We start from the raw sequence: 5,896 nt of genomic DNA on the forward strand, positions 1-5,896 counted from the left end.
TTACCAATATGAATCGTTTCATCATGCCCCACCTGCTCCGTGCGGTCGTTGCCGATTTGGGTGGTTTCGTCGTGGTTGACGATGTTGTTTTGGTCACGTTCGGCGTGAATAAAATTTCCCTCTTTTCTTTTTTATTATTAAAAAGAAAAGTGCGGTTAGAAAATTAAAAATTTTAGTAAAACTTTCAAAAATTCTATCGCACTTTTAACATATTTTATTAATTTTTATATCGATTGATTTTATCTTCTAAATTGATAAAACATCTTATTTAAAAAGAATTTAGTCAAATTTAATATCTCATTAGATTTATATTGTTTTCATTAAGAATAACTAATTTAAACATATATTTGTATCAATACACTGAACCCATCCTATAATAATTTCATCCCTTTTTTTATATTCAATTTCTAACCATTTAGAACTTATATTTTTAATTATAAATTTATCACCTTTAATTAAATATTTTTTTTCAGTTTGAATATAATTCGATACATCTTGAAATAATGTCTTACGTCTTATCTCACCTCGAATAATTTTATTTCTATTTGAATTCCATAATTTAAAAAGATTGCTATTTAATGCATTTCTCACTTCTTGTTCCGTTTTATATGGATATATATAAGTTATTCTAGGCTCAATAATATCAGCATTATTAATATCTTGAATATCATAAATATCACCTCCGGCACCTAAAAAGTTAGATAATTCTTCGTCTAATTTATAGATACCATTATCTAATTTAAAAGCAGTATAAATAAAATAATCATCAACATAAGGAATACCTGTTTGATTATAACTTGGTTGGATCTTTATTGATAAAATAAGATAATTCCCTCTATCTTTAATTTCATTAAAAAAAGCAAATGCAAGATCCGGCTGCTGAGCTAAAAATGGAGCAATCCAAATAATTTTTTTACTATTTTTATCATTTTGAATAGCAGTAAATCCCTCTAAATCCGAAGAAGCTTCCGGCATATAAAATTCTATTTTATGACCAAATTTATCAGTAATATGAAAAAATGGTGAATTATTGGTCATTGATGCTGATAAATTTAAAGAGAAAAGAAATAGAATAAAAATAACTAATTTTTTCATTATTTACAACTCCCGTACATATCAAAAAATATTTTCTTTATTTGTTCCTTATATAATACTCTATTAGAATGCCCGTCTAATCCTTTGTTGACTTTTCTAGTTAAGTTTTTCATGCAACTTTCATTTGTTAAATCGGGCATATCTGAATCAGATATTTTTCCTTTTTTATTAAAAACGTTCATAAAATATAATATATATAATTTATAGAAAATTTTCATATTACTTAATATCAATGTCTTCTGCTTTAATCCACATATTAATTTCTCTTTTACCTTTATAGTTGATAAAATACCATTTTTGGTTATTTTCATCTATTTTTTGGTTTAAAATAGACACTTTATCACCTCTTATCAGATACATTTTTGTCTTATCATTAAAACTATTATATAAGAAAGTTTTATTCTTAATATATCTTATTTTAATAAGTTCAAAGTACTGTTTTTTCAAATTTTTTTCATATAGAACTTTAGCTAACATAGTAATTTCATCTATTTTAAGACCATTAGCTAATAAAATATTAATATAAAGTTCTAAATTATCAGATCCATTTTCTAAATTTTGGTTTGTATTAAGATATTGGATTAATGCTTCAGTAGTAACAGGAAACCCGATAAATCTAAACAAATAGTCTTGATAATTATCTTCAGTACAGATTTCATCCCTTGCTGAAGCTGAATTAATCAAAACTAATGTTTTTAAATCTAGTATTGCACATTTTTCTTGTCTTATTATTTCATTATTCAAACCATCACTAACCTTCTCTATTTCTTGGTAATCAACTCTAAGATATCTATCTAATTTAAAACTATATAAATCACTTTTATAGGGGGATACATCTTTATTATTAAAACATTGGTTTAATGTATTTGTAACAGGAATAATAATTTTATCTTTTTTATTCAATTTTTTATCTAAAAAATAAATATTACTACAATTCTTTTCACTTTCTAGAATAAGCTGATAATCAGCTTGTTCAAAAATTATTTGAGACTCTGCAAATGATTCTCTCATATAAAATATTAATATAAAAAATAATAACTTCTTCATTTCATTATCCTTGTTTTTAAATTTGAATATCTTTGTTTCATATCAGTGCCTCTGCGATGAATTCCATAATAGTCAACAATATATTTTTCGTATCGGTTATGAGAATTTCCCCAATCAGCCGGATTCTTACTTGCTTTAGGATTGACACTGTAAAAATAGTCTAATGCTTTTCCAAAATCCTTACTAACATAGCCTGGTCTATTAACGTGATGATCTAATACAGTAGCTTTTAATAAATTTGATCTAGCATAACTAGCTATAGAATACTGATATCCCAATGGTTTAATTTTTAGAGCTAGATGTAATCGTTCGATAAAATCCTCAATTTGCAAATCCTGATATTCAGGAAGCATTATTCCTTCGATAATGATAGCAGTAGCCTTATTCTCAATTATCTTCCCTTGATTTTTCTTATTACAATTTTTCCTAATTTCATTTTTTAATGATGTTCCAGTATTTCCATTATAATATGCAATACTTACTGTTTTTCCCTTAGCATCCTTAATTTGTTTAACGTCCCATCCACAATGTGAAAAATATTGCCTAAATAACTCTGGGTAGTTTTGTTTAAATTTATAAAGTTGCATAGGCAACTCACCTGTCCCATCTGAACTTATAGTTTTTTGCATAGCTCCAGCAGTTAATATTTCGGAATCGTAAGATTGAACTGAATCTAAATTTCCTTCATTAGGAGACATTGCAATCAATATCTTTTTTTCATCTTCAGTTATTTTCTTATTAGAAAGAAGAAAATCCCATCTATTGTAATTTTCTAATTTCATATTCCCTGAATATTTTGGGCCAAAATTAATTCCTTTATAAGAAACACAAATAATTTTTTTATAAAACCGTTTGCCACATGAACATTCGTTTTGATCACTGATAATAACTTCAGGTCTCTCAGTCCTACAACTCCTAGTATAAATCTTATCATTTGAATTCTTCTCTGGTATTCTATCTAACCCTTTAAAATACAGTAGTTCAACACCTATCGGCGGCAATTGTTTATTATCTAGAGGTAATTGGTTATGGGATTGCAATAGTATAATTTCATCTGATGTAATATTTAAATTCTTAGCAATCGCTTCCCAAGTATCTCCTGGTTTTACAACATACTTTGCCTGTATGTATTCCGCTTTCTCTCCATTTTTATTTTCCGTTTCTTTTAGTTCGATTTCACATAGTTTAGGAACTCTCAACGTACCTGACGCACGCTCTATATCCCATAAAATCTCTTTCGTCACGGGCACCGACTCTTTAGGATATTCCTTACCCCAAAAACCAAATTGAACTCTTCTTCCTTTTACTAAATTTTCGTCAAAGAACACTTCACTATTTTCGTCGGTTTGTGCTTCGAAAACACTTACATTTTGTTTAATAATACTTACTGTATAGCCGCTACCTACCGCTTTATTGTCTAAATTTATCACTTTTACAGAAAATCTTGCCATAATTATCCTTCCTTTTAATCTATAAATTCTAATTTTCCGGTAATAACTTTTACTATATCTTGTGTATTAGTATAGATTCGTTTGGCTCTTCCCATTTTTACTCTTAAAAAGAAAAGTGCGATTCAGAAATTAAAAGTTTTAGCGAAACTTTCAAAAATTCGATCGCACTTTTGATATGTTTTTATATTTACAATTGCTAAGATATATTTTTTCTAAAAAATCAATATAGATATAGAGTCTCATTCTATATAAATAATAAATTTATTATTCTATAATATAAAAATCACATAATACTATACTTTATTTATCAATAATTTTTTTATGATTTTATACCTATTTAAAAATTAAAATTTGTATATTTCTATAAGATAACTTATAAACAGTTAAATTTTTCTTTTTCTGTTTCATCTAGTTCTGAATCAAAATAATAAATTTTATTTTTTCTAACATCTAGGTAGGTTACAGAATATATGATATACCCCTGAATTTCTACTTTATAAATTCCAATAGATTTTTTCTTATAAAAAACATTATAAGTTTTAAAATATTCTGGTTTTCCTTCAAAATCATCAATAATCTCTATATTAGAAGGTTTTTTACTAAGATTTACTTTATATTTACTAGGATAATGTAAAATATAACTTAAATCCGGTTTGACTAATAATATTTTATCAGTTTCGATATTTCTAAAGCAAAAAAACTCTTCTCTTCCGAAACAATTCATAGAAAAGATAAAAAATAAACACAATAAGATAATTCTAGATACTTTTTTCATATTTAATTAACCAATTTTTAGCATAATTTACGGCTGATGTTCCAGTATACCCATAACTTTTTCTTTCTTGTTTTTTGGTTTTGTTAAATCCAAAAGGGTATATTTTTCCTTCTACTAATTCAAGAAATCTTGTATAACCTTTCTTAGCTTCTTTTAATTCCTTTTTTGTTCCTTTTCGCTTCGAATCAGGATCATGCCACAACCCCCATCCAAATGTTTCGGCTATCAAGTATTTATATACATAGCTTTCTTCAAAAGGTAAGTATCCATATAACATATTAATAACTTTCTTGTCTAAATTAACACATTCTTTGACATTAAATGCGACTAAAGCTTTTTTATAAAAATTTTTTCTATCAATAAAACCATTAAACCCACCGTTAATTATAGCGCAAGTTGTGATGAAATCATTCGATAAAGCATAATTAGTCAATTTACGATGTTCTTTCCAATACCACAGTGCTGAACCAACTGCGTGTGCTTTATCTTTTGATATTAAATCCTTATTTTTACCTAAAAACTTATTACGATCATTTGCAACTGCTATACCATATGCTGCATAATTTTCCTCAAAAGTAAGTTGCATAAGGCCTCGACCTTTATAACCTTTATAATTCAATTCTTCATCTTTTGGGTCAACGAGTATTTCTTCTAATAAAGTATAATTCGCAGTTTCTTTTAATGTGTGCGCTATAAAACAGGCTTTTTCTATACAGGTATTAATTCCCCATTTTTTAAAACCTTTATTCAAATCAGATAAGTATCCTTTAGCCGTATTACTTTTAGTTATCATCATAAATTCAATCATTGTTATATCTCTGTTACAACAACATTCCTTTTTGCATTCCACAACAGCAACAGGTTTGCCATTATATTCACTTCTCATTTGAATACAGTTATTTTGAACCATTTTTTACCCTCAGTTTGGTTTTCTATAAATATTTCTAGGCAAAATTAGCTTATTTGTTAACAAACTATGTTTTCCTTCTGAAAAATTATTAATAATTATTAATTCATCTACTGATAAATTAAATTTTTTTGATATACTTTCTAAAGAATCGTCTTCTTCTACATTATAATATGCCTGACGATATTCTGCCGGAGCATTATTTACATTTTCAGTCTCTAATAATTCTATTTCATAAATTAATTCTTCATCGTTATTATTATCTACTTTAATAGTAATTTTAATTTTTTCTTGTTTATCAGAATAAATTCTCTCCGTCCTCGCCATTTCATCCAAAACACCATTATAAATAACTTCATCTTGGGCATTCTTCACGGTATAAGCAATATTCTGCCCTTTTAAATGACCGAATATATTATATAAATCCAGACGATTGCTATATTGATAATCACTCGGCTGTGCATCATGTACCTGTGTAGTAAACACTTTAGTACACTCCGCCTCACCACTCTCAAACACCAACTCGCCCTCAATCCGCACATTCCCTTCAAAAGTCACGCCTTCCCCGTTAAATATCACCCGTCCGCCCGCGCTTTCCAATATCACTTCGTCATAGCCTTC

General features: G+C 27.5%; 6 protein-coding genes and 1 pseudogene. All 7 read right to left on the reverse strand.

Going from position 1 to position 5,896, the window contains the following annotated elements; all coding sequences use genetic code 11:
• Window positions 1–125: pseudogene (locus tag EDC44_RS12725) on the reverse strand (bacteriophage T4 gp5 trimerisation domain-containing protein); the annotation flags it as partial.
• A gap of 205 nt (window positions 126–330) precedes the next feature.
• Complete coding sequence (locus tag EDC44_RS12730) at window positions 331–1,095, reverse strand: hypothetical protein (protein ID WP_131979732.1); 765 nt, start codon at window positions 1,093–1,095, stop codon at window positions 331–333.
• A 219-nt stretch (window positions 1,096–1,314) separates the two neighbouring features.
• Complete coding sequence (locus EDC44_RS12735; RefSeq protein WP_131979736.1) at window positions 1,315–2,142, reverse strand: hypothetical protein; 828 nt, start codon at window positions 2,140–2,142, stop codon at window positions 1,315–1,317.
• Complete coding sequence (locus EDC44_RS12740) at window positions 2,139–3,593, reverse strand: LysM peptidoglycan-binding domain-containing protein (protein ID WP_131979739.1); 1,455 nt, start codon at window positions 3,591–3,593, stop codon at window positions 2,139–2,141. The genes EDC44_RS12735 and EDC44_RS12740 overlap by 4 nt, the downstream gene beginning before the upstream one ends.
• Before the next feature lie 373 nt (window positions 3,594–3,966).
• On the reverse strand, window positions 3,967–4,368 hold the full coding sequence (locus EDC44_RS12745; RefSeq protein WP_131979742.1) for a hypothetical protein: 402 nt from the start codon (window positions 4,366–4,368) through the stop codon (window positions 3,967–3,969).
• A complete protein-coding gene (locus tag EDC44_RS12750; RefSeq protein WP_131979745.1) occupies window positions 4,352–5,278 on the reverse strand; it encodes a glycoside hydrolase family 19 protein in 927 nt (308 codons plus the stop codon). The genes EDC44_RS12745 and EDC44_RS12750 overlap by 17 nt, the downstream gene beginning before the upstream one ends.
• Before the next feature lie 9 nt (window positions 5,279–5,287).
• A partial coding sequence (locus EDC44_RS12755) for a LysM peptidoglycan-binding domain-containing protein (protein WP_131979748.1) occupies window positions 5,288–5,896 on the reverse strand: 609 nt, incomplete at its 5' end.

The organism is Cricetibacter osteomyelitidis (assembly GCF_004340985.1).
Taxonomy (GTDB): domain Bacteria; phylum Pseudomonadota; class Gammaproteobacteria; order Enterobacterales; family Pasteurellaceae; genus Cricetibacter; species Cricetibacter osteomyelitidis.

Excerpts from the sequence above, each read along its gene's own strand:
- EDC44_RS12730 (WP_131979732.1), bottom strand. The coding sequence starts at position 1,095 with ATGAAAAAATTAGTTATTTTTATTCTATTTCTTTTCTCTTTAAATTTA.
- EDC44_RS12735 (WP_131979736.1), bottom strand. The coding sequence starts at position 2,142 with ATGAAGAAGTTATTATTTTTTATATTAATATTTTATATGAGAGAATCA.
- EDC44_RS12740 (WP_131979739.1), bottom strand. The coding sequence starts at position 3,593 with ATGGCAAGATTTTCTGTAAAAGTGATAAATTTAGACAATAAAGCGGTA.
- EDC44_RS12745 (WP_131979742.1), bottom strand. The coding sequence starts at position 4,368 with ATGAAAAAAGTATCTAGAATTATCTTATTGTGTTTATTTTTTATCTTT.
- EDC44_RS12750 (WP_131979745.1), bottom strand. The coding sequence starts at position 5,278 with ATGGTTCAAAATAACTGTATTCAAATGAGAAGTGAATATAATGGCAAA.